At 58.1% G+C, this 20,750-nt stretch carries 26 protein-coding genes; all 26 read right to left on the bottom strand.

Going from position 1 to position 20,750, the window contains the following annotated elements:
- Window positions 1-9: 9 nt before the first annotated feature.
- The gene (locus ACR0JX_RS01680) at window positions 10-759 is read right to left on the bottom strand and encodes a biotin--[acetyl-CoA-carboxylase] ligase (protein ID WP_480540846.1); all 750 of its coding nucleotides are present in this window, start codon (window positions 757-759) and stop codon (window positions 10-12) included.
- A 30-nt stretch (window positions 760-789) separates the two neighbouring features.
- Entirely contained in the window at window positions 790-2,232 is a 1,443-nt protein-coding gene (gene nuoN / locus ACR0JX_RS01675; protein ID WP_480540844.1) for an NADH-quinone oxidoreductase subunit NuoN, read from the bottom strand.
- A gap of 15 nt (window positions 2,233-2,247) precedes the next feature.
- Window positions 2,248-3,792, bottom strand: a complete 1,545-nt coding sequence (locus ACR0JX_RS01670) for an NADH-quinone oxidoreductase subunit M (protein ID WP_480540842.1) — start codon at window positions 3,790-3,792, stop codon at window positions 2,248-2,250.
- Entirely contained in the window at window positions 3,792-5,927 is a 2,136-nt protein-coding gene (gene nuoL / locus ACR0JX_RS01665; protein ID WP_480540840.1) for an NADH-quinone oxidoreductase subunit L, read from the bottom strand. Before nuoL ends, ACR0JX_RS01670 begins: the two co-directional genes overlap by 1 nt.
- 7 nt (window positions 5,928-5,934) lie before the next feature.
- Entirely contained in the window at window positions 5,935-6,240 is a 306-nt protein-coding gene (gene nuoK / locus ACR0JX_RS01660) for an NADH-quinone oxidoreductase subunit NuoK (RefSeq protein ID WP_005984024.1), read from the bottom strand.
- A gap of 250 nt (window positions 6,241-6,490) precedes the next feature.
- Window positions 6,491-7,093, bottom strand: coding sequence for an NADH-quinone oxidoreductase subunit J (locus tag ACR0JX_RS01655; protein ID WP_008755476.1), 603 nt, complete (start codon window positions 7,091-7,093; stop codon window positions 6,491-6,493).
- Window positions 7,090-7,500, bottom strand: a complete 411-nt coding sequence (locus ACR0JX_RS01650) for a carboxymuconolactone decarboxylase family protein (protein ID WP_480540838.1) — start codon at window positions 7,498-7,500, stop codon at window positions 7,090-7,092. The genes ACR0JX_RS01655 and ACR0JX_RS01650 overlap by 4 nt, the downstream gene beginning before the upstream one ends.
- Window positions 7,497-7,991 carry an NADH-quinone oxidoreductase subunit NuoI gene (gene nuoI / locus ACR0JX_RS01645; RefSeq protein WP_353008116.1) on the bottom strand — a complete coding sequence of 165 codons (495 nt, stop codon included), beginning with the start codon at window positions 7,989-7,991 and terminating at the stop codon, window positions 7,497-7,499. The genes ACR0JX_RS01650 and nuoI overlap by 4 nt, the downstream gene beginning before the upstream one ends.
- Window position 7,992: 1 nt before the next feature.
- Window positions 7,993-9,030, bottom strand: a complete 1,038-nt coding sequence (gene nuoH / locus ACR0JX_RS01640; RefSeq protein WP_480540836.1) for an NADH-quinone oxidoreductase subunit NuoH — start codon at window positions 9,028-9,030, stop codon at window positions 7,993-7,995.
- A gap of 45 nt (window positions 9,031-9,075) precedes the next feature.
- Window positions 9,076-11,094, bottom strand: coding sequence for an NADH-quinone oxidoreductase subunit NuoG (gene nuoG / locus ACR0JX_RS01635; protein ID WP_480540834.1), 2,019 nt, complete (start codon window positions 11,092-11,094; stop codon window positions 9,076-9,078).
- A gap of 7 nt (window positions 11,095-11,101) precedes the next feature.
- Window positions 11,102-11,455, bottom strand: a complete 354-nt coding sequence (locus tag ACR0JX_RS01630) for a DUF5333 family protein (RefSeq protein WP_480540832.1) — start codon at window positions 11,453-11,455, stop codon at window positions 11,102-11,104.
- Between the two features lie 95 nt (window positions 11,456-11,550).
- On the bottom strand, window positions 11,551-11,955 hold the full coding sequence (locus ACR0JX_RS01625) for a DUF5333 domain-containing protein (RefSeq protein WP_480540830.1): 405 nt from the start codon (window positions 11,953-11,955) through the stop codon (window positions 11,551-11,553).
- A 98-nt stretch (window positions 11,956-12,053) separates the two neighbouring features.
- Window positions 12,054-12,443 (bottom strand): hypothetical protein, encoded by a 390-nt coding sequence (locus ACR0JX_RS01620; RefSeq protein WP_480540828.1) that lies wholly within the window; start codon window positions 12,441-12,443, stop codon window positions 12,054-12,056.
- On the bottom strand, window positions 12,443-12,859 hold the full coding sequence (locus ACR0JX_RS01615) for an MAPEG family protein (RefSeq protein WP_480540826.1): 417 nt from the start codon (window positions 12,857-12,859) through the stop codon (window positions 12,443-12,445). The genes ACR0JX_RS01620 and ACR0JX_RS01615 overlap by 1 nt, the downstream gene beginning before the upstream one ends.
- Window positions 12,860-12,864: 5 nt before the next feature.
- Window positions 12,865-14,163, bottom strand: coding sequence for an NADH-quinone oxidoreductase subunit NuoF (gene nuoF / locus ACR0JX_RS01610; RefSeq protein ID WP_480498852.1), 1,299 nt, complete (start codon window positions 14,161-14,163; stop codon window positions 12,865-12,867).
- 6 nt (window positions 14,164-14,169) lie between these two features.
- A complete protein-coding gene (locus ACR0JX_RS01605; protein WP_170532293.1) occupies window positions 14,170-14,397 on the bottom strand; it encodes a DUF5337 domain-containing protein in 228 nt (75 codons plus the stop codon).
- 1 nt (window position 14,398) lies between these two features.
- On the bottom strand, window positions 14,399-15,499 hold the full coding sequence (gene nuoE / locus ACR0JX_RS01600; protein WP_480540823.1) for an NADH-quinone oxidoreductase subunit NuoE: 1,101 nt from the start codon (window positions 15,497-15,499) through the stop codon (window positions 14,399-14,401).
- Window positions 15,499-15,867: a hypothetical protein gene (locus ACR0JX_RS01595; RefSeq protein WP_480540821.1), complete on the bottom strand. Its 369-nt coding sequence runs from the start codon at window positions 15,865-15,867 to the stop codon at window positions 15,499-15,501. Before ACR0JX_RS01595 ends, nuoE begins: the two co-directional genes overlap by 1 nt.
- A complete protein-coding gene (locus ACR0JX_RS01590) occupies window positions 15,864-17,087 on the bottom strand; it encodes an NADH-quinone oxidoreductase subunit D (protein ID WP_170532287.1) in 1,224 nt (407 codons plus the stop codon). Before ACR0JX_RS01590 ends, ACR0JX_RS01595 begins: the two co-directional genes overlap by 4 nt.
- Window positions 17,087-17,218, bottom strand: a complete 132-nt coding sequence (locus ACR0JX_RS01585) for a hypothetical protein (protein ID WP_480540819.1) — start codon at window positions 17,216-17,218, stop codon at window positions 17,087-17,089. The genes ACR0JX_RS01590 and ACR0JX_RS01585 overlap by 1 nt, the downstream gene beginning before the upstream one ends.
- Before the next feature lies 1 nt (window position 17,219).
- The gene (locus ACR0JX_RS01580; RefSeq protein WP_170532285.1) at window positions 17,220-17,393 is read right to left on the bottom strand and encodes a hypothetical protein; all 174 of its coding nucleotides are present in this window, start codon (window positions 17,391-17,393) and stop codon (window positions 17,220-17,222) included.
- Complete coding sequence (locus tag ACR0JX_RS01575) at window positions 17,393-17,998, bottom strand: NADH-quinone oxidoreductase subunit C (protein WP_170532283.1); 606 nt, start codon at window positions 17,996-17,998, stop codon at window positions 17,393-17,395. Before ACR0JX_RS01575 ends, ACR0JX_RS01580 begins: the two co-directional genes overlap by 1 nt.
- Before the next feature lie 11 nt (window positions 17,999-18,009).
- Window positions 18,010-18,543, bottom strand: a complete 534-nt coding sequence (locus ACR0JX_RS01570; protein WP_480540817.1) for a NuoB/complex I 20 kDa subunit family protein — start codon at window positions 18,541-18,543, stop codon at window positions 18,010-18,012.
- Window positions 18,534-18,899: an NADH-quinone oxidoreductase subunit A gene (locus tag ACR0JX_RS01565; RefSeq protein ID WP_170532281.1), complete on the bottom strand. Its 366-nt coding sequence runs from the start codon at window positions 18,897-18,899 to the stop codon at window positions 18,534-18,536. Before ACR0JX_RS01565 ends, ACR0JX_RS01570 begins: the two co-directional genes overlap by 10 nt.
- Before the next feature lie 185 nt (window positions 18,900-19,084).
- Window positions 19,085-19,873 carry a crotonase/enoyl-CoA hydratase family protein gene (locus ACR0JX_RS01560; protein ID WP_480540815.1) on the bottom strand — a complete coding sequence of 263 codons (789 nt, stop codon included), beginning with the start codon at window positions 19,871-19,873 and terminating at the stop codon, window positions 19,085-19,087.
- 1 nt (window position 19,874) lies between these two features.
- Complete coding sequence (locus ACR0JX_RS01555; protein ID WP_480540813.1) at window positions 19,875-20,726, bottom strand: hydroxymethylglutaryl-CoA lyase; 852 nt, start codon at window positions 20,724-20,726, stop codon at window positions 19,875-19,877.
- Window positions 20,727-20,750 lie beyond the last annotated feature (24 nt).

The following is a 20,750-nucleotide window of genomic DNA, read 5'->3' as shown; positions in this document are numbered from 1 at the left end:
GAGCCCCCTTCAGAAAAACACATCGGCCGCAGGAATGCTAATGCGGCCTTTCGCGGTGTTTAGGACAAGGTTGCCCCCCGCGTCTACCGTTTCAAAGGTTCCCACTGTTTCGGACGTTGCGGTGCGAGCGGTAATAACCTCGCCCAATCGGGCTGCACGCGCGAGCCATGCGCTGCGGATGGGTTCGAACCCATAAGTCACGAATTGCGCCTCAAAGCGCGCAAAAGCGGCGGCGAGTTCGGTCAGGAAATCCTCGGGCGAGACCTGTGCCCCGGTCTCTGACAAGAGCGAGACAGGACGCACCGCGCCGGACTCGACCATATCCGCGCCCGGAGCATCCATCAGGTTCACGCCGATCCCAATCGCCAGATGCGAAACATCGCGCCCCTGTCCCGTGCTTTCAAGCAGAATGCCAGCCAGTTTGCCGCCGTTCAGCAAAACATCATTGGGCCATTTCAATGCAAGGCCCGCTGCGCGGCCTGTCACAGCAACGCAGGCGTCAAACAGCGCGAGCGCCGCCACAAAGCTTCGCAGTGCGGCCTGCTCGGGATCGCCACTGGGACGCATCATCAGCGTCGCCGCCAGATTACCCTTTGGGTGCGTCCAGGCCCGGCCCCGCCGACCACGCGCGGCGGTCTGGTGATGTGCCATGATCCAAACGGATCCCCGCGCCTGCGGTGCCAAACGGGCAGCCTCGTTCAGGGTACTGTCGACCTCCTGCACAACATGCAGGCCGTATCCGTCTGGCCAATTGCTCATGACAGGAAAGGCCCGGTCTTGCGGAAGGGATCAGTTGACAAGCGTCGCCGCAGCGGCAGCCGCTGCGCCTTCAACCCCGAACTGGTAGAATACGCCCACCAGCATCAACGCGGCCGAGCCCATCAGCGCCACCCATAAAACAGGCGTCGAACGCGTCTCGATCGGTTCTTCGTTTTCCGCACCGAAATACATGTAGAACACGATCCGCAGATAATAGAACGCCCCGATGACCGAGGCGATGGCCGAGACGATGACAAGCCCGATCAGACCTGCGCTGACACCCGCTTGCCAAACGCCGAACTTCGCGAAGAAGCCTAGCATCGGCGGCACGCCCGCAAGGCTGAACATCAAGATCAGAACCGCCAGCGCCTTGCCCGGATCACGTTTGGAATACTGGCGCAAGGCATCGATGTCGGTGACCGGTTTTCCGTCGCGTTCCATCATCAGGATGAAGGCAAAGGTACCGATATTCATCGTCACGTAGATCGCCAGATACATCAGCATGGCTTTGATACCCAGCTCGGTCCCTGCGGCGAGACCGATCAGCGCGTAACCCATATGGGCGATCGACGAAAACGCCATCAGGCGTTTGATGTCGCGCTGACCAATGGCGGCGACTGCACCCAATAGCATCGACAGAACCGACAGCAACACGATCACCTGCTGCCAATCCTTCACAATGCCACCAAAGGCGTCATGCAACAGCCGCGCAAACAGCGCCATGGCGGCCACTTTGGGCGCGGTGGCGAAGAAGGCGGTGATCGGGGTCGGAGAGCCCTCGTAAACATCCGGGGTCCACATATGGAACGGCACGGCCGAAACCTTGAAGGCCAGCCCCGAGATCAGGAAGATCAGACCGAACAGCAAACCGATTGAGACCTCTCCGGCCTGTACGGTGGTGATGATGCCCGAGAACAAGGTTGTTCCGGTGAAACCATAAACCAGCGATGCCCCATAGAGCAGCAGACCTGAACTGAGCGCGCCCAGAACGAAGTATTTCAAACCCGCCTCGGTCGATTTCGCGCTGTCGCGGCGCAGCGCGGCCACGACGTAGAGCGCCAACGATTGCAGCTCCAACCCCATATAAAGAGACATCAGATCGCCCGCGCTGACCATCATCATCATGCCAACAGCCGCCAATGCGACCAGCAGCGGGTATTCGAACCGCAACAGATCGCGGCGTGCCATGTAGTCCTGGCTCATGACCAGAACGGCGGCGGCGGACAGAAGGATGGCAACCTTGGCAAAGCGTGAGAAGCCATCGTCGATGAACATGCCGTTGAAGGCGACATTCGTGCCGTCCCCATTGGTGGCAATCCAGAAGGACAGCAGCGCCATCAGGCCCGCCGTTGTCCAGACCAGCACCGGGGCCAGGCCGTCTTTCGTCGTGTAGACGGCTCCGATCAGAGCCACCATCGCATACGCGGCCAGAACGATCTCTGGCAGGATTATTGTCAGATCAGCTTGGATCATGTCTCCAAAGCTCCCTTAATGCGAGGCGGCTGTCTGGATCGCGGCCTCTGCCGCGGCCAGAGCCGTGTCATAGTTCGAGATCAGCGCGGCGGTGGATTGCCCGATCACATCGGTCACCAGCGATGGGTAGACGCCCAACAGGATGGTCATAATGATCAGCGGAGCGAAGATCAGCCGCTCGCGCGAACTCATGTCCGTCATCGCCTTCAGGCTTTCCTTGATCAGATCGCCGAACACAACCCGGCGGTACAGCCACAGCGCATAACCGGCTGAAAAAATCACGCCGGTCGCCGCCACTGCGGTCACCCAGGTGTTGACCTGGAAGGCCCCCATCAGGGTCAGGAATTCACCGATGAACCCGGACGTGCCTGGCAAGCCAACATTCGCCATAGTGAACAGCATGAAGACCAACGCGTAGGCAGGCATGCGGATCACCAAGCCCCCGTAGGCCTCGATATCACGGGTGTGCATACGGTCGTAGATCACGCCGACACACAGAAACAGCGCGGCCGAGATGAACCCATGGCTGAGCATCTGGAAGATCGCACCATCGATGCCCTGCTGGTTCGCCGCAAAGATACCCATGGTTACAAAGCCCATATGCGCGACCGAGGAATAGGCGATTAGCTTTTTCATATCCTCCTGCACCAGCGCCACAAGCGAGGTGTAGACGACAGCAATCGCCGACATCCACAGCACCAGATCGGTCATCACCGCTGACCCCACCGGGAACATCGGCAGGCTGAACCGCAGGAAGCCATAGCCGCCCATCTTCAGAAGGATCGCCGCCAGCACGACGGAACCGGCTGTCGGGGCCTGCACGTGCGCATCCGGCAGCCAGGTGTGCACCGGCCACATCGGCATTTTCACAGCGAATGAGGCGAAGAAGGCCAGGAACATCAGCGTCTGCATACCGCCGACGATATAGATGCCCAGCACGCTGAACCCATCAGATGAGAACTGGTGGGTCATCAGCGCCTCGATATCCGTGGTGCCTGCGTCTGCGTACATAGCAACCATCGCCACCAGCATCAGCACCGATCCGAGGAAGGTGTAAAGGAAGAACTTGAAGCTGGCGTAGATGCGGTTCGCACCGCCCCAGATTCCGATGATCAGGAACATCGGGATCAGACCAGCCTCGAAGAACAGGTAGAATAGCACCAGGTCCAGCGCCATGAACACGCCCAGCATCAGCGTTTCCAGCAGCAGGAAGGCGACCATGTATTCCTTGACGCGGTCGGTCACGTTCCAGCTGGCCAGAATGGTCAGCGGCATGATGAAGGTGGTCAACAGTACAAACAGAACGCTGATCCCATCCACGCCCATCTTGTACTTCAGGCCCAGCAGCCATTCACCCTCTTCCACCATCTGGAAGCCGGTATTCGAGGGGTCGAAACCCGTGTAGATGCCGATGGACACAAGGAAGGTTACAGTCGTCGCCAGCAGGGCAATCCACTTGGCATTCCGTTGCGCCGCCGCATCATCGCCATGCAGAAACAGCGCCAGAATGCCCGCTGCAATCGCCGGGATGAAGGTAACGATGGAAAGGATATTGTCCATTACTGCGCCCCTCCGCCGATCGACATCCAGGTCACAAGGGCCGCGATGCCCAGCACCATCCAGAAGGCATAGGTAAAGATGTACCCGGTCTGCGCCTTGCCTGCGAGGCGGGTGAAGAAGGGAACAACGCCCATTGCTATTCCGTTCAGGAAGCCATCGATTGTGTTGCCGTCGCCGCGTTTCCACAGGAAGCGGCCAATGGCCACAGTGGGTTTGACGAAGACCGCGTCATAGATTTCGTCAAAGTACCATTTGTTCAGCAGGAACAGGTACAGCGGACGCTGGTTCGCAGCCAGCCGCGCGGGCAACGTGGTGTTCACGATGTAGAACCAATAGGCCACGATGAAGCCCAACAACATCGCCACAAAGGGTGAGACCTTGACCCATTTCGGCACCGCATGCGCATCGTCCAGCACCGTGTTATCGGGCGCGATGTACAACGCGCCTTCACCCGGCTCACCCGCAAACACATAGTGATGGTCGCCATGGTCGTCTTTCTTACCGTGACCCTCGTCGTCACCATGCGAGCCATCAGCATGTGCATCGTCGGCGTGACCCTCATCTGCATGGGCATCGCCATGCGCACCACCATGCTCTGAGGCCTCAGCCACCGGAATGCCGTAGAACTTGCCCACCTTGTCGGTATGGCCAAAGAAGTTGTTGTACCAGAGCATCCCAGCAAATACCGCTCCCAGCGACAGAACGCCCAAAGGCACCAGCATCACCATCGGGCTTTCATGCGCATGATCATGCGTATGCTTGTCCCCGCGCGGTTCGCCGTAAAAGGTCAGGAAGATCAGCCGCCAGCTGTAGAACGAGGTGAAGACCGCCGCGATGACCAGCATCCAGAAGGCGTATCCTGTGCCGCCGGCAAAGGCGCTCTCGATGATGGCGTCTTTCGACAGGAACCCGGCAAAACCGAACGTGGTAAGCGGGATCCCCACACCGGTGATGGCCAGCGTTCCGATCATCATCGTCCAGAACGTATAGGGGATTTTCTTCCGCAATCCGCCGTATTCGGTCATTTCCTGCTCGTGATGCATCGCATGGATTACGGAACCTGCCCCGAGGAACAGCAGCGCCTTGAAGAACGCGTGGGTCAGCAGGTGGAACATCGCCGCAGAATACATGCCGACGCCAGCCGCGACGAACATATAGCCCAGTTGCGAACAGGTCGAATACGCGATGACGCGTTTGATGTCGGTTTGCACAAGTCCCACGGTTGCCGCAAAGAAGGCAGTCGAGGCGCCAAGGAAGGTGATGAATCCGGTCGCACCCGGCGCGAATTCCATCAGTGGCGACATGCGGCAGACCAGGAACACACCCGCCGTTACCATCGTCGCAGCGTGGATCAGGGCTGATACAGGCGTTGGGCCTTCCATCGCGTCGGGCAACCAGGTGTGCAGGATCAACTGCGCTGACTTGCCCATCGCGCCGATGAACAATAGCACGCAGATTACCTCGATAGCGTTCCACTCGCCCCACAGGAAGCTTAGCTGTGTTTCGGCCAGTGTCGGGGCCGAGGCGAAAACATCCGAGAAATTGATACTGTCAGTCAGGAAGAAGATCGCAAAGATGCCCAGAGCAAAGCCGAAATCGCCAACCCGGTTGACGATAAACGCCTTCATCGCCGCCGCATTTGCGCTGGATTTGCGGTAATAGAACCCTATCAGCAGGTAGGATGCGACGCCCACGCCTTCCCAGCCAAAGAACATCTGCACCAGATTGTCGGCTGTCACCAGCATCAGCATCGCGAAGGTGAAGAAGGAGAGATAGGCAAAGAAGCGCGGCTTATAGCTTTCGCCCTCACGCCATTGCGGGTCGTGATCCATGTAGCCGAAGCTGTACAGGTGCACGAGCGCCGAGACGGTCGTCACCACGATCAGCATGATCGCGGTCAGACGGTCCAGACGAATAGCCCAGCTTGTCGACAGCGAGCCGCTTTCGATCCAGCGCAGGATTTCGATTTGCTGGGTCTGGCCGTCGAAGGTGAGGAAGACAATCCATGACAGAAGACAGGCCAGAAACAGCAGGCCCGTTGCGGTCCACATGGCGGCTTTCTCGCCAATGAACTTCCAGCCGAACCCGCAGAGCAGCGCGCCCACGAGCGGGGCAAAGAGGATGGTGGTTTCCATAGTTCTCTTAGCCCTTCATCATATTGACGTCTTCAACCGCGATGGTGCCACGGTTGCGGAAGAAGCAGACCAGAATGGCCAGACCAATCGCCGCCTCGGCCGCCGCCACGGTCAGCACGAACAGCGTGAACACCTGCCCGACCAGATCGCCGAGGAAGCTGGAAAACGCCACGAGGTTGATATTCACCGCCAGCAGCATCAACTCGATGCTCATCAGCAGGATGATGACGTTCTTGCGGTTAAGGAAAAGACCGAAGATGCCGATGACGAACAGCGTCGCCGCGACCGTAAGATAGTGTTCAAGTCCGATCATTGGTCCCCGTTCCCAAAGTAGTCGCGCGCCCAAATCGCAATGCAAACCGGCTGTAAGAACTTCATGCTATTGAAGCAAACATCCGTTCCGTTTCTATTGGAACGCCAAATGCCATAAACGTGCGGATGGAGGCCCGGAATATCTGGGCCTTGCATCTCTCCGAGCCACTGCGGCAAACCATCAACGTCCGTGGTCGCAAGGGCGGCGCTCGAAAATGCAGCTAGCATTATGGCAAGAGTTAAGCGTCGCATCACAACCCCTGCCCTGGTTTCACGTCCTTCAGCTCCATCGCCTTGGCCGGGTCGCGCATCATCTGGCCGATGATGTCCTGACGCTTGATGTCCTGACGGTGGCGCAGCGTCAGCACGATGGCGCCGATCATAGCCACCAGCAGGATCAAGCCCGCAAGCTGGAACAGAAGGAAGTATTGATCGTAAAGAATGACGCCGAGCGCCTCGGTGTTGTGGCGGTCGGTTGGAACCGGCTGGGCCAGGTTTGCCGCCGCACCCTGCGCGCTGTCCCAGGCCCCAAAGGCCATGACGAACTGCATCAGGATGACCAGACCAATCAGCAGGGCCAGCGGCATATAGCGCGCCATCTCGGCCTTGAGCTCGGCAAAGTCCACGTCCAGCATCATCACAACGAACAGGAATAGCACCGCAACCGCGCCGACATAAACGATGATCAGCAGCATCGCCACGAATTCAGCCCCCAGCAGCACGAACAGCCCGGCCGAGGACAGGAAGGACAAGATCAGCCACAGCACAGAATGCACCGGTTGACGGCTGATCACCGTAAACAGCCCGCCGGTGATGGCGCTGATGGCAAACAGGTAGAAGGCAAAGACGGTCATTGATCCTCATCCTCGTTGTCGCCCAGGACCTCTTGCGCTAGATCCAGCGCGCGGGTCATGGCCGGGATGCCGGCGAAGACCGACATCTGACCGATCGTTTCCACGATCTCTTGTTTCTTGGCACCCGCTTCCAGCGCGTGGCGCACGGTCTGACGCACCGCCGAATCCGCTTGCGCGCCCTGACAGGTCAGCCCGGCCAGCGTCAGCAGCAGGCGGGTTTTGGCATCCAGCCCGTCTTTGTTGACGGTATTGCCGAACATCATCTCCATGACTTCTTTCGGCATGGTCGGCCACAGCGCCTCGAACCCTTTGGGCGAGAAACTTTCCATCGCCGGGTTCATCGCCTTGGCCATGTCCTGAGCCTGCTTCATCATCAGCTCGAACGGATTTGTCGGGCTGTCATTCATCGGTACGGCGCGTCCATTTCCAGATTGCGGGCAATTTCGGCTTCCCAGCGTTCGCCATTATCCAGCAGCTTTTCCTTGTCGTAGAACAGCTCTTCGCGGGTTTCAGTAGCGAATTCGAAGTTCGGGCCTTCGACGATGGCATCGACCGGGCAGGCCTCTTGGCAGAAACCGCAATAGATGCATTTGGTCATGTCGATGTCATAGCGCGTGGTGCGGCGGCTGCCGTCTTCGCGCGGTTCAGCGTCGATGGTGATGGCCTGTGCCGGGCAGATCGCCTCACACAGTTTGCAGGCGATGCAGCGTTCTTCGCCATTTGGGTAACGGCGCAGGGCGTGTTCGCCCCGAAAGCGCGGGGACAGGGGCCCTTTTTCGTGTGGATAGTTCACGGTGGCCTTGGGTGCGAAGAAGTACTTCATGCCAAGTTTGAAGCCGACCCAGAAGTCCTGCAGAAGGAAATACTTGGCGGCGCGGGTGTAGTCGATTTGAGTCATATCAGCCTCCTACGCTCCATCGCGCAAACGCGCCCCAGAACCAGTCGAATTTCGCCGCAAAGGCCACGAACACCACCCAGACCAGCGAGAACGGCAGGAACACTTTCCAACCCAGCCGCATCAGTTGGTCATAGCGGTAGCGCGGTGTGATCGCTTTGACCATCGCGAAGAGGAAGAAGAAGAACGCCATCTTGGCGACCATCCACAGCACCCCATCCGGCAGGCCCGGGATCGGCGACAGCCAGCCGCCGAAGAAAAGCAGCGTGGTCAAGGCACACATCAGGAAGATGGCGATGTATTCACCGGCCATGAACAGCAAGAAGGGCGTGGCGGAATATTCGACCTGATAGCCTGCGACCAGTTCTGACTCCGCCTCGGGCAAGTCGAACGGCGGACGGTTGGTCTCGGCCAGTGCAGAGATGAAGAACAGGAAGACCATCGGGAAATGCGGCAGCCAGTACCAGCTGAAGAAGCCGAAGGACCCATCCTGTGCGCGCACGATGTCGCCAAAATTCATCGACCCGGTCGAGATAATGATGCCGATAATGATCAGGCCAATGGAGACTTCATAAGAAATCATCTGCGCGGCTGACCGCAGCGATCCAAGGAAAGGGTACTTTGAGTTCGACGCCCAACCACCCATAATCACGCCATAAACCTCTAACGAGGAGACAGCGAAGACATAGAGAATAGCGACGTTGATATCCGACAGGACCCAGCCATCGTTGAACGGGATCACCGCCCAGGCGATCATGGCCAGCACGAAGGACGTGAGTGGTGCAAGGATGAATACCGTTCGATCCGCCCCCGCCGGGATGACAACCTCTTTGACCACATATTTCAGCGCATCCGCCACCGTTTGCAAAAGGCCGTAAGCGCCCACAACGTTGGGGCCTCGGCGCATTTGGACGGCGGCCCAAATCTTGCGGTCGCCATAGACAAGGAACAACAGCGAGATCATCACGAAAGCCACAACCGCAAGAACTTGGGCAAGGATGATCATGGCGATGCCGCCTGGGGTGTTAAAGAAATCAGCCATTGGTCCTCACACCGTGGGTCGTCGGGGATATGTCAGCGGTTCGGATCATTCTGCGGCAATCCTGTCGGTTTTCAGGGCTTTGGCTTGCGCCGAAAGCTCGGCCATCAGTTGCGACGCGCGGGCGATGGGGTTGGTCAGGTAAAAATCCTTAACCGCATTGCGGAATGTCGCGTCGCCCAATGCACCAGCTTCCAGCGGCTGCATCTCATTTTCGATCACCTCATCGATGCGGGCCAGATGCGGTACCGCCTCAATCAAAGCTGTGCGCAGCTGCGCCAGCGAGTCATAGGGCAGCGTTGCGCCCAGTTCTGCGGAAAGGGCCCGCAGGATAGCCCAGTTCTCCTTGGCCTCGCCCGGTGCAAACCCGGCGCGCATCGCCAGTTGCGGGCGGCCTTCGGTGTTCACGAACAGACCGTTTTCTTCGGTATAGGCCGCGCCCGGCAGGATCAAATCGGCACGATGCGCGCCCCGGTCGCCGTGGCTGCCTTGATAGATGACGAAGGCCCCATCATCGATTTCGACCTCATCCGCACCGAGGTTATAGATCACCTCAGCTCCGTCAATTGCCGCCTCAAGCCCGCCTTCCGTCACAGCACCTACGTCCATTGCTCCGACACGACCCGCAGCAGTATGCAGGACCATCAGTTTGCCGTTGGTCCGGGCCGCTGCCTCCATGGCATGTCCCAGCACCGCTGCACCATCCGCTTCACGCAAAGCGCCCATTCCGACGATGATCACCGAGGGGTTTTCCAGAATATCGTCGAACTCGTGCTTTTGAAGATCAATCAATGCATCGCGCCCGTCGCCCATCTGGAAGACGTCGTAGGTCAGATCAGACTGAAGTCCGATATTGGCGATCTTGGCCCCGTTCAACCAGGCCTTTCGGATGCGTGCATTCAAAACCGGCGCTTCGTCACGCGGGTTGGTTCCAATCAGAAGGATGTATTTTGCGTCATCGACATCTTCGATTGACGCCGTCCCGACATATCCCGAGCGGTTTCCGGCAGGCAAACGCGCATTGTCCACGCGGCATTCAATGTTGCCGTCCAGACCTTCGACTAGCTGCTTGAGCGCAAATGCAGCTTCAACCGGCACAAGATCACCCACTAAGGCCGCAACTTTCTTGCCCTTCAACGCCTCAGCGGCTTTGGTCAGCGCCTCTGGCCAGGACGCAGGTCGCAGCTTGCCGTTTTCACGGATGTAAGGCGTATCCAGACGCTGACGGCGCAGGCCATCCCAGACAAAACGGGTCTTGTCACTGATCCATTCCTCGTTCACGCCATCATGGTTCCGCGGCAGGAAACGCATAACTTCGCGCCCCTTAGTGTCCACGCGAATGTTCGAGCCAAGCGCGTCCATCACGTCGATGCTCTCGGTCTTGGTCAGTTCCCAAGGACGGGCGGTGAAGGCGTAAGGCTTCGAGGTCAGTGCCCCAACCGGGCAAAGATCGATGATATTGCCCTGAAGGTTCGATTCCAGCGTCTGGTTCAGATACGAGGTAATTTCAGCATCTTCCCCGCGCCCGGTCTGACCCATCTGAGTGATCCCAGCAACCTCGGTGGTGAAGCGCACGCAGCGGGTGCAGCTGATACAGCGGGTCATCGCGGTGCCAACCAGCGGCCCCAGATCCAAATCATCCACCGCACGCTTCGCTTCCTTGAAGCGCGACCCCGAGACGCCATAGGCCATGGCCTGATCTTGCAGGTCGCACTCACCGCCTTGGTCACAGATCGGGCAGTCCAGAGGGTGGTTGATCAGCAAAAACTCCATCACCCCTTCGCGGGCCTTTTTCACCATGGGCGAGTTCGTCTTGACCTGAGGCGCCTGACCTTCCGGACCGGGGCGCAGATCGCGCACCTGCATCGCGCAAGATGCCGCAGGTTTCGGCGGACCGCCCACGACCTCGACCAGACACATCCGGCAGTTTCCGGCAATCGACAGACGCTCGTGATAGCAAAAGCGCGGCACCTCGACCCCGGCTTGCTCACAAGCCTGGATCAGGGTCATCGCGCCATCGACTTCGATTTCCTGGCCGTCGATATTGATCTTGCGGAGGTCAGACATTGTGACGTTACCCTTTTAGGAATGTGCCAATGGCAGAGCCTTTGGCGATCTCGCGACGGCCCGCCGAACACATGGTTTCAGGCACACCGATGACGATCCCGTTGCTTTGGATGTACCGGATTGCATCGTCCTGAATCCGTTTCCGAGGCAGATTTTGTTCAAGATATTTAAAGTCGCTTTCCTGATACCCTTTGGCTTCAAGATCGTCAGCCACCGCTTTCATGCTGTTCGCGATCTGTGGCCGGTTCATCGACAACGAAGGGCACCCAGTTGAAATTTGTTCGGCCATCGCATTGGCAAAGGCAACATTATACAGGTTCTCCGGCATCTCAGTACGGAACGGCGCACGTGCAGCCGCCACCTCTGGGGACTCGCTGGTGGTAGTCTGACATCCTGCCACAACAAGCAGAAGCAATCCGCCAAGTAGATTCGTTTGCGCTACCCTGAACCGCATCCTCAATTCGCCCTCAGATAGACGCCGATGGCGCTATTTCTTTGAATTTCGGCCTGACCCAAGGTGCAAAATGAGTTCGGTGTGTCATAAGACACTCCGTTTTGCGCCAGATAAGCCTCGCCCTTGGTACGCATCCGGTCTTTTTCCGCGTCCGATTCCACATAAGCGCGGATTTCCTTGTCGGAATATCCCAGCTTGTGGGCTTTGGACCGCAGCCCCCACATCACGTTGATCGCCTTGAGGCGCCGACCACTGATCGAGGGGCAATATTCAGAAATCTCATTGGCGATGGCGATATAGTACAGCTCGTTGTCGATCTCTTGAACATCGCGCAGGGGCGGTTTTGCCTCGGCCGCAACTGGCAATGTAAACAAAACGGCCAGACTTAAAGATTTTGCTACAGACATGTTATTTCCTTTTGTTTTGGGTTCCCCAAAACAAAGGCCTGACGGCCTGCTATGCGATAGCAAACACGCTTTCACGCGCTGATATGCAAAAACACAGATCATGGTCGCTGGCACGTTCCTGCAAAAGACAGTTTGTCGTCGCTGATCTGAAGCTGATCTGGCTCGGTATCAGGCCCGACCTTCCATTCAATACGGGAGGAGCCGAATTGCTCAATACAGTACTTCGTGCCCTCATAGCGCCCGGCTTCACGCGCGCCGTTCAAGGACTGCGAGACGCCGTTCACGACAACAGTAAAATCAGTCGGGGCCTTTTTCTTGTCCACCGGCTTAGCCTTGGCACGGAAGAAATTGCCTTCGAATTGAACCCGGTCACTTGACTTTGTGATCGTACCACAGGCCGACACAAGCGCTACGGCTGCAATAGCAACGCAGGTACCTGAACGAATGCGCCCAACCGTCGACCAGTTCACTTTATCCTTGCTCCCCATCAGAACGCCGCCACCAAAGCCATGACCCCAATCACAAACATGCAGGCCCAGCTCAGCACATAAAAGATCGAACGGATGCCTGAATTTGGCTTACCCGTTCCGCGAATATGGACCACTAGCATCGCCAACCGCGCGACCAGAGCGACCGAAGCCAACAGGTTCACCCAAAACGGACTCGCCGACAGCAAAATCGCGGCAATCGTCACCGCGACAAAAGCCGGCAGCGTTTCTGTTCCATTCAGATAGGCCCGGTTCAGACGATAGGCCCGGTCGGCATAGTCCTGATCAGGCGTCGCCCCCGGTGCCAACCCTTTGCTCTGTTTCGCCATCGCCGTGAGGGGCGACAACAACAACACGACCAGTGTGAAAATCACAACCGAAGCGACAGCATGAGAATAATCTGTGAATAGGTCCATGTTTCCTACTCCGCTGCAATCGCGCTTGAACGACCTGATTTCTGGGCCTTAATGCGATCTTCGATTTCGTCCCGGAAATTGCGGATCAGGCCCTGGATCGGCCAGGCCGCCGCATCACCAAGGGCGCAGATCGTGTGACCTTCGACCTGTTTGGTAACATCAAACAGCATGTCGATCTCTTCCAGCTCGGCCTCGCCGCGCACCAAACGATCCATCACGCGCATCATCCAACCTGTGCCTTCGCGGCAGGGCGTACACTGACCGCAGCTTTCGTGCTTGTAGAATTTGGATAGGCGCCAGATCGCCTTGATGATGTCGGTGGACTTGTCCATCACGATCACCGCCGCCGTGCCAAGGCCCGAGCCCAGATCGTTGCGCAGATAGTCGAAATCCATGATCGCATCGCGCATGTTCTCACCGCGCACACAAGGCACCGAGGAACCGCCGGGGATCACAGCCAGTAGATTGTCCCAACCGCCGCGAATGCCGCCGCAATGGGTCTCGATCAGTTCCTCAAAGGAAATCGACATCGCCTCTTCGACGACGCAGGGGTTGTTCACATGGCCCGAGATCGCAAACAGCTTGGTGCCCGCATTGTTCTGACGACCGAAGCCCGCGAACCAATCGGCGCCGCGACGCAGAATGGTCGGCACAACAGCGATGGATTCCACATTGTTCACAGTGGTCGGGCAACCATACAGCCCCGCCCCCGCCGGGAACGGGGGTTTCATGCGCGGCATGCCCTTTTTTCCTTCAAGGCTTTCGATCAGCGCGGTTTCCTCGCCGCAGATATAGGCGCCCGCCCCGTGATGCAGGAACAGATCGAAATCCCAACCCGAACCAGCGGCATTCCTGCCCAGCAGGCCGGCGTCATAGGCTTCGTCAATCGCGGCCTGTAGGGCTTCACGCTCGCGGATGTATTCGCCGCGAAGGTAGATATAGCAGGTATGCGCATTCATCGCGAAGGATGCGATCAGGCACCCCTCGATCAAAGTGTGCGGATCGTGGCGCATAATCTCACGGTCCTTGCATGTGCCCGGCTCGGATTCATCTGCGTTTACAACCAGGTAGGCCGGACGGCCATCGCTTTCCTTGGGCATGAAGGACCATTTCAAACCGGTGGGGAAACCCGCGCCACCACGCCCGCGCAGCCCGGAATCCTTCATCGTCTGGATGATCCAGTCGCGCCCCTTTTCGATCAATCCAGCGGTGCCATCCCAATGCCCGCGAGCTTGTGCACCGCGCAGCGTACGCTCATGCATCCCGTAGATGTTGGTAAAGATCCGGTCCTGATCCTTCAGCATCGCGTGTTACCTTCGGCTTTCCTGACGCATGCGCCAGAGTTGAAATATGTTGACGCCCGCATAGATGAACCCGGCCAGGGCGGCGAGGTCAAAAAACAATGCGTGGCGCGTGGTCAGCCCCAACGCGGGGCCAATGAACAGGTTCATGGCAAGCCAGATCGCCATCGTCACGGCAATGACGATGCCAATATGTCGACCCTTGCGGGCGATAGCTTGTTCCTTATCCGTGTCCATCTCAGTCTTCGTACATACCGTCTTTCTTGGCGCGCTTGGCAAACTCGGTCTCTTCCCCCGCCGCCAGCTTGGCCGCCTGTGCGATCCAACCGTCGCGTTCGATCCGGCCTTTGAATTTCAACCGTGTATCGACCCAAGCCACATGCTCGGGCGTCCAGGCTGCGATCTGGTCGAAGTGGTAAAAGCCCAGCTCATTGAGCGTCTGCTCGAGCTTTGGGCCGACGCCTTTAAGCATTTTCAGATCATCGGCCTTACCACCCCGCGCGGCGGTCAGCGTTTCTGGCTGATCTTCCTTGGACGCCTTCGCCTCCTCCGCCTGTTTCACAGCAGGTTTGGCCGGTTTCGGCGCTTTGGGCGGTTTCGGGGCCGATTTGGTCGCCGCTGCCTTGCCATCCTTGCCCAGCCACGGTGTCAGGATCGGAACCTCGGTCCCGTCGATGCGCTTGACCGTGTCGCCCAGATCGGTGGCCAAGGCCACGCTGGCATTGTGCTCTGGCTTCCCAGCGTCATGCTGGGTCAGGCTGGTCAATCCGCCCAGCGGTTCCGCTGCATAACGTCCGTTCTGAGGGCCCGGTGTCGGAACCTTGCCTGCGGCCAGATCGTCGATGATCTTGCCAAAGCTCTCGGCCGTCAGGTCTTCGTAATAGTCTTTTCCGATCTGCGCCATTGGAGCGTTCGCGCAGGACCCCAGGCATTCGACCTCTTCCCAGCTTAGCTTGCCATCGGCAGACAGTTCATGCGGCTTGGCGGCGATCTTGTCCTTGCAGACCGCTATCAGGTCTTCGGCCCCGCAAATCATGCAAGAGGTCGTGCCGCAGACCTGAATATGCGCCACAGAACCAACCGGTTGCAGCTGGAACATGAAGTAGAACGAGGCCACTTCGAGCACGCGGATATAGGCCATGCCCAGCATGTCGGCGACGGATTCAATCGCCGGACGGGTCAGCCAGCCCTCTTGCTCTTGCGCGCGCCAGAGCAGCGGGATAACAGCGCTGGCCTGACGACCCTCGGGGTACTTGGTAACCTGCGCTTCGGCCCATTGCTGGTTGGCAGCGGTAAAGGCAAAGCTCTCAGGTTGTTCGGGGTGAAGACGGCGCAGCATCACGCGGCTCCTTCGGTCAGTTTGGCGACAACCGTGACTGCAAAGGCAACCATCGACAGTAGGCCAGCTATCAGGTGTTTTGCGGTGTTTTTCTTAGCACGCGAGTAGATAAGCGCATCTACAAACGCCATAACCGAGCATGCTGCAAAGAAGGCAAGTATGACGTACAAATCTTGGTACAGAGCGGCGAACACACCAATAAGAGCAAACGCAAAGTAGCGATCTGCCATAACGCTGGGCAGATTCTCCTTATGATGTCCCGTCTGAGCAAGACCAAACTCGGGTTTAGTCCAGAACAGATACCCCAAGAGCAGCAGAAACACTGCGCCAATTCCGGCAAAGATCAGAGAAAGGGAGATAAGACTCACCGATCAATCTCCCCAAACACAACGTCCATCGTCCCGATAATCGCGGCGACGTCGGCCAGTTGGTGCCCTCCGGCGACGTGATCCATGGCTTGCAGATGCAGGAACCCCGGCGCACGCAGTTTGGCGCGGTAGGGTTTGTTGGTGCCGTCGGCGACCAGATAGACGCCGAACTCGCCCTTGGGGGCTTCGACGGCAGCGTAGACCTCTCCTGCGGGGACGTGGAAACCTTCGGTATACAGTTTGAAGTGATGGATCAGGCTTTCCATCGAGGTTTTCATGTCCGAGCGTGTCGGCGGGGTGATTTTACCGCGGGCCAGAACGTCGCCCGGGCATTCGCGAATCTTGGCGATGGCCTGACGGATGATCAGCAGCGATTGGCGCATCTCTTCCATGCGGCAGAGATAGCGGTCGTAGCAGTCGCCATTTTTGCCGACCGGGATCTGGAACTCGAACTCGTCATAGCATTCATAAGGTTGCGCGCGGCGCAGGTCCCATGCGAGGCCCGAGCCACGGACCATCACGCCCGAGAAGCCGTATTTCTGTATGTCATCCTCGGTCACCACGCCAATATCGGCGTTGCGCTGTTTGAAGATGCGGTTTTCGGTGAGCAGCCCGTCGATGTCGTCGAGAACGGCGGGGAATTCGTGGCTCCAAGCCTCGATATCATCCAGCAGTTCGGGTGGCAGGTCCTGATGGACACCGCCGGGGCGGAAGTAAGCAGCGTGCAGGCGGGCCCCGCAGGCACGCTCGTAGAACACCATCAGCTTTTCGCGCTCTTCAAATCCCCAAAGCGGCGGAGTCAGAGCGCCCACATCCATCGCCTGTGTGGTCACGTTCAGCAGATGGTTCAGGATACGACCAATCTCGGAATACAGAACCCGGATCAGCGAGCCGCGACGCGGCACTTCAACACCAGTCAGTTTCTCAATCGCCAGACACCAGGCATGTTCCTGGTTCATCGGCGCCACATAGTCCAGACGATCGAAATACGGCAGGTTCTGCAGATACGTCCGGCTTTCCATCAGCTTCTCAGTACCACGATGCAGCAGGCCGATATGCGGATCGCAACGCTCCACGATCTCGCCGTCCAACTCAAGAACCAAGCGCAAAACCCCATGCGCTGCAGGGTGTTGCGGGCCGAAGTTGATGTTAAAGTTACGGATCTTCTGCTCGCCGCTCAGCGCGTCCGTGCTGCCGTCATCATATCTTGAGCCGTCCATCAACGCCCCCGTCTTTTCTTTGCTTCAGCCCGAACTCGGACCTTTTTTGCCTCAACGGCTTTGGCAGCAGCCCCGGCCAGCAAAACACCCAGCGCGCCCAATGTGATCAGTTCGCCCAACATCGTCAGCATCTTAACGGCGCTCCATTTCCTGTAGCTTGATCCCGACCCACCAGAGCAGGGCAATCGTGCCAAAAGGGACCAGACATAGCAGGCACCAGACCTTGTTGATCCCGAAGAATGGCAAAATCTTTACCATCGGGATGATGGTCAGCGCGGAAAGGATCAGCCACCAGATACCCCCCATCACTCGGCCTCCTGCTTCTCATCCCCCGGCAGGATGTAGTTCGCACCTTCCCACGGGGACATGAAATCAAACTGACGGTATTCCTGCACGAGGCTGACGGGTTCGTAGACCACTCGCTTTTGCGCCTCGTCATAGCGCACTTCTGTATAGCCTGTGGTCGGGAAATCCTTGCGCAGCGGATAGCCCCGGAAGCCATAATCGGTCAGGATACGCCGCAGGTCCGGATGGCCTGAGAACAGGATGCCGAACATGTCGAACACCTCACGCTCAAACCAATTGGCCGAGGGGTGTACGTCAACGATCGAGGGCACCATGTCTTCCTCGCGGATCGAGACCCGCAGGCGAATACGCTGGTTCTGGTACATCGACAGGAAGTGATAGACCACGTCGAACCGCTTGGCTCGTTCGGGATAGTCCACGCCGGTGATATCCACCAAGGTAGAGAATTGACAGGACCGGTCGCTTTTCAGGAATTCAATGAATTCGACAAGGTTCGACAGCGCAACATCGACGTTCAATTCTTCATGGGTCACGTCCCAGGACAGAACACAATCTGAGCGTTTCAGTTCAAGCTGTGTGCCGAGTTCTTTGAGTGCTTCGCTCATCTGCCCCTCCCTCAGCGTACAATCGTGCCGGTGCGGCGGATCTTACGTTGCAGTTGCATCAGGCCATAGAGCAGCGCCTCGGCGGTCGGAGGGCAGCCGGGTACGTAGATATCCACGGGCACAATGCGGTCACAGCCGCGCACGACTGAATAGGAATAGTGGTAGTAGCCACCGCCATTCGCGCAGGAGCCCATCGAGATCACATAGCGCGGTTCGGGCATCTGATCGTAAACTTTGCGCAGCGCCGGGGCCATTTTGTTGGTCAGGGTTCCAGCCACGATCATCACGTCGGACTGGCGCGGGGATGCGCGCGGGGCGATACCGAACCGTTCCGCATCATAGCGCGGCATCGAGGTGTGCATCATCTCAACCGCGCAGCAAGCCAGACCAAAGGTCATCCAGTGCAAGCTGCCAGTGCGCGCCCAGTTGATGATGTCCTCGGTCGAAGTCAGCAGGAACCCTTTGTCCTGAAGCTCGGCATTCAAGGCCTGGGTGGCGATTTCTTTGTCGACGCCAGCGGTGTTTGCACCCGTCATCACTCCCATTCCAGCGCCCCTTTCTTCCATTCATAGGCAAAGCCGATGGTCAGAACGCCCAGAAACACCATCATGGACCAGAAACCCACATCGCTGATGTCCTTGAAGCCAACGGCCCAGGGGAACAGGAAGGCGATTTCCAGATCGAAGATAATGAAGAGAATCGCGACCAGGTAGAATCGGACATCAAATTTCATCCGCGCGTCATCAAATGCGTTGAAGCCGCATTCATATGCGCTGACTTTTTCCGGATCGGGGTTGCGGACGGCCAAAACGACAGCCGCCAGAATCAGCACTATTCCAAGGCCCACGGCCACGGCCAGAAACACCAGGATCGGGAGATATTCCCGCAACAGCTCTTCCAAGAGTAGCTCCTTTCCTGCGCGATCCATATTGAGCGCGCGGTCAATTGGCGAGTTGACTGGACATTCTCTATCTCTGCGGGGTCAGAGGGTCAACCGATCACAAGCGCGCAGGGGCATCAACCTTGGGGTTGACCATCCTGAAATTTCGCATGTCATTCTGCACAGCGCCGCATTCCGTCTCAGAATTAAACGTCGTTGATCCACTTGGGCTTACGTTTCTCAAAGAAAGCGTTAATTCCCTCGTGCGCTTCTTCTGTTTCCCAGCGAGAAACCAGCGCATTGATCGTATGGTCAATCACCTGATCGTCAATCTTAGGCCCAAGATCCTGCACCAGCGCCTTGGCCGAGGCAACCGCCCCTGGTGCGCAGTTCAGATAGGGAAGAACTTCGTCCTCGATGGCCTGATACAACCCGTCTACCGCAACTGTTTTGGCCAAAAGCCCAAGCCTCACGGCCTCGGCCGCATCAAACAGACGCGCAGACATGAAAACCCGGCGGGCCTTGGCCGCCCCCATACGTGCGATCACATAGGGCCCAATCGTCGCCGGGATCAGGCCCAGCTTTGTCTCGGTCAGGCCCATTTTCAGGGCTTCAACACCAATCGCCACATCACAGACAGCAGCCAGACCCACGCCACCGCCGAACGCATTGCCTTGCAACGCTCCGATCAGGGGTTTCGGCATCGTGTTGAGCGCTTGCAGCATTTCCGCAAGCTTGCGTGCTTCGATGAAACGCGTTTCAGGGTCGGCTGTCATCTGATCCTGCATCCAAACCAGATCCCCGCCCGCGCAAAAGGATCTACCAGTCCCGGTCAGCACGACGACCCGAACAGCGGGGTCTTGCCCCAAATCCTGCGCTGCGCGCGTCAGTTCGGCGATCATCGTGGCCGACATCGCGTTGTGTTTTTCCGGGCGGTTTAGGCACAGGGTGGCAACGCCGCGTGCATCTGTGACGATCGAGATCGTTTCGTACATCTTAGCCCCTCATGGCGCGCGCCATCTGCGCGGCTTTATCCAACACTTTGGCATCCAGGCCGGTGGCATATCCCAACCGTTCCAGATGCGCCGCAACGGCTTCGGTCGCGACATTGCCCGCTGCACCGGGTGCGTAAGGGCAACCACCAAGGCCACCAACGGCGGCATCGAATACACGGACGCCCAGTGAAAGCGAGGCATCGATATTGTCCAACGCCCGGCCATTCGTGTCGTGAAAATGACCGGCCAGCCGGGTCACGGGAACACGCTCTCGCACCGCCATCAACATCCGTGCGATCTTGTCCGGCGTGCCCTGCCCGATCGTATCGCCCAAAGACACCTCATAGCAGCCGTGAGAGAACAAAAGATCCGCAACCTCGGCCACCTTTTCGGGCGGTGTCGGCCCATCATACGGGCAGTCAGTCACGCAAGAGACATAGCCGCGCACTGGCAGGTCGATGTGGCGCGCGGCGTCCAGGATCGGCGTGAACCGTTCAATCGACTCGGCAATGGTGGCATTGATATTCGCTTTCGAGAATCCCTCGGAAGCCGAGGCAAAAACCGCGATCTCATCCGCTTTGGTTGCCAATGCATCTTCATACCCCCGCATATTGGGGGTCAGGGCTGCATATCGCACACCCTTTGCGCGCGCTATGCCGGCCAGAACATCGGCGCTTCCCGCCATTTGGGGAACCCATTTAGGTGAAACAAAGCTGGCCACTTCGATCCGGTTGAACCCGGCATCCGACAGGCAATCGACAAGCGCAATCTTCTCGGCCACCGGAATGTCGCGCGTTTCGTTCTGCAACCCGTCCCGAGGCCCGACTTCAAAAATTTCGACCCGTTCGCCCATGCCTCATCTCCCTTAGGTGTCCAA

It is taken from the genome of Ruegeria sp. AH7 (genome assembly GCF_056541325.1).
This window is presented reverse-complemented; position numbering and strand designations above follow the sequence as displayed.

What these genes read in the sequence shown, in the direction of transcription:
- ACR0JX_RS01680 (WP_480540846.1), bottom strand. Translation starts at nt 759, where the DNA reads ATGAGCAATTGGCCAGACGGATACGGCCTGCATGTTGTGCAGGAGGTC.
- nuoN (WP_480540844.1), bottom strand. Translation starts at nt 2,232, where the DNA reads ATGATCCAAGCTGATCTGACAATAATCCTGCCAGAGATCGTTCTGGCC.
- ACR0JX_RS01670 (WP_480540842.1), bottom strand. Translation starts at nt 3,792, where the DNA reads ATGGACAATATCCTTTCCATCGTTACCTTCATCCCGGCGATTGCAGCG.
- nuoL (WP_480540840.1), bottom strand. Translation starts at nt 5,927, where the DNA reads ATGGAAACCACCATCCTCTTTGCCCCGCTCGTGGGCGCGCTGCTCTGC.
- nuoK (WP_005984024.1), bottom strand. Translation starts at nt 6,240, where the DNA reads ATGATCGGACTTGAACACTATCTTACGGTCGCGGCGACGCTGTTCGTC.
- ACR0JX_RS01655 (WP_008755476.1), bottom strand. Translation starts at nt 7,093, where the DNA reads ATGACCGTCTTTGCCTTCTACCTGTTTGCCATCAGCGCCATCACCGGC.
- ACR0JX_RS01650 (WP_480540838.1), bottom strand. Translation starts at nt 7,500, where the DNA reads ATGAATGACAGCCCGACAAATCCGTTCGAGCTGATGATGAAGCAGGCT.
- nuoI (WP_353008116.1), bottom strand. Translation starts at nt 7,991, where the DNA reads ATGACTCAAATCGACTACACCCGCGCCGCCAAGTATTTCCTTCTGCAG.
- nuoH (WP_480540836.1), bottom strand. Translation starts at nt 9,030, where the DNA reads ATGGCTGATTTCTTTAACACCCCAGGCGGCATCGCCATGATCATCCTT.
- nuoG (WP_480540834.1), bottom strand. Translation starts at nt 11,094, where the DNA reads ATGTCTGACCTCCGCAAGATCAATATCGACGGCCAGGAAATCGAAGTC.
- ACR0JX_RS01625 (WP_480540830.1), bottom strand. Translation starts at nt 11,955, where the DNA reads ATGTCTGTAGCAAAATCTTTAAGTCTGGCCGTTTTGTTTACATTGCCA.
- ACR0JX_RS01620 (WP_480540828.1), bottom strand. Translation starts at nt 12,443, where the DNA reads ATGGGGAGCAAGGATAAAGTGAACTGGTCGACGGTTGGGCGCATTCGT.
- ACR0JX_RS01615 (WP_480540826.1), bottom strand. Translation starts at nt 12,859, where the DNA reads ATGGACCTATTCACAGATTATTCTCATGCTGTCGCTTCGGTTGTGATT.
- nuoF (WP_480498852.1), bottom strand. Translation starts at nt 14,163, where the DNA reads ATGCTGAAGGATCAGGACCGGATCTTTACCAACATCTACGGGATGCAT.
- ACR0JX_RS01605 (WP_170532293.1), bottom strand. Translation starts at nt 14,397, where the DNA reads ATGGACACGGATAAGGAACAAGCTATCGCCCGCAAGGGTCGACATATT.
- nuoE (WP_480540823.1), bottom strand. Translation starts at nt 15,499, where the DNA reads ATGCTGCGCCGTCTTCACCCCGAACAACCTGAGAGCTTTGCCTTTACC.
- ACR0JX_RS01590 (WP_170532287.1), bottom strand. Translation starts at nt 17,087, where the DNA reads ATGGACGGCTCAAGATATGATGACGGCAGCACGGACGCGCTGAGCGGC.
- ACR0JX_RS01585 (WP_480540819.1), bottom strand. Translation starts at nt 17,218, where the DNA reads ATGCTGACGATGTTGGGCGAACTGATCACATTGGGCGCGCTGGGTGTT.
- ACR0JX_RS01580 (WP_170532285.1), bottom strand. Translation starts at nt 17,393, where the DNA reads ATGGGGGGTATCTGGTGGCTGATCCTTTCCGCGCTGACCATCATCCCG.
- ACR0JX_RS01575 (WP_170532283.1), bottom strand. Translation starts at nt 17,998, where the DNA reads ATGAGCGAAGCACTCAAAGAACTCGGCACACAGCTTGAACTGAAACGC.
- ACR0JX_RS01570 (WP_480540817.1), bottom strand. Translation starts at nt 18,543, where the DNA reads ATGGGAGTGATGACGGGTGCAAACACCGCTGGCGTCGACAAAGAAATC.
- ACR0JX_RS01560 (WP_480540815.1), bottom strand. Translation starts at nt 19,873, where the DNA reads ATGTACGAAACGATCTCGATCGTCACAGATGCACGCGGCGTTGCCACC.
- ACR0JX_RS01555 (WP_480540813.1), bottom strand. Translation starts at nt 20,726, where the DNA reads ATGGGCGAACGGGTCGAAATTTTTGAAGTCGGGCCTCGGGACGGGTTG.